1 pseudogene is annotated in these 412 nt (G+C 63.1%); it reads left to right on the top strand.

Going from position 1 to position 412, the window contains the following annotated elements:
- Window positions 1–412 (top strand): annotated as a pseudogene (locus C1I95_RS37525) (tRNA (guanosine(37)-N1)-methyltransferase TrmD); the annotation flags it as partial.

The raw sequence follows: 412 nt of genomic DNA, 5'->3' as shown, positions 1-412 counted from the left end.
TCGCGTTGATGAGGAAATCAGCCTTGGCGATTTTGTCCTCTCCGGCGGCGAGATTGCGGCGATGGCGATCATCGACGCGGTAGTGCGACAGTTGCCTGGCGTGCTGGGCGATGCGCAATCGGCAGTGCAAGACAGCTTCGTCAACGGTCTGCTCGACTGCCCGCACTACACGCGGCCGGAAGAGTACGAAGGTGTGCGTGTGCCCGATGTGCTGCTGGGTGGCCATCACGCCGAGATCGAGAAGTGGCGCCGCCAGCAGGCGCTGATGAACACAATGCGCAAGCGGCCCGATCTCATCGAGGCGGCGCGCAAGCAGGGTTTGTTGTCCCGCAGCGATGAGGTTTTCCTCGCTGCCGCGGCGATAACGGCAAAGGGGTCAGAGGCTTCCGTCCCGGAAGGCTCGGCCAAGTGA

The sequence above is a fragment of the Micromonospora craterilacus genome, from assembly GCF_003236315.1.
GTDB lineage: Bacteria > Actinomycetota > Actinomycetes > Mycobacteriales > Micromonosporaceae > Micromonospora > Micromonospora craterilacus.
The sequence above is the reverse complement of the archived record's forward strand: the minus strand, read 5'-3'. Positions and strand labels throughout refer to the sequence as shown.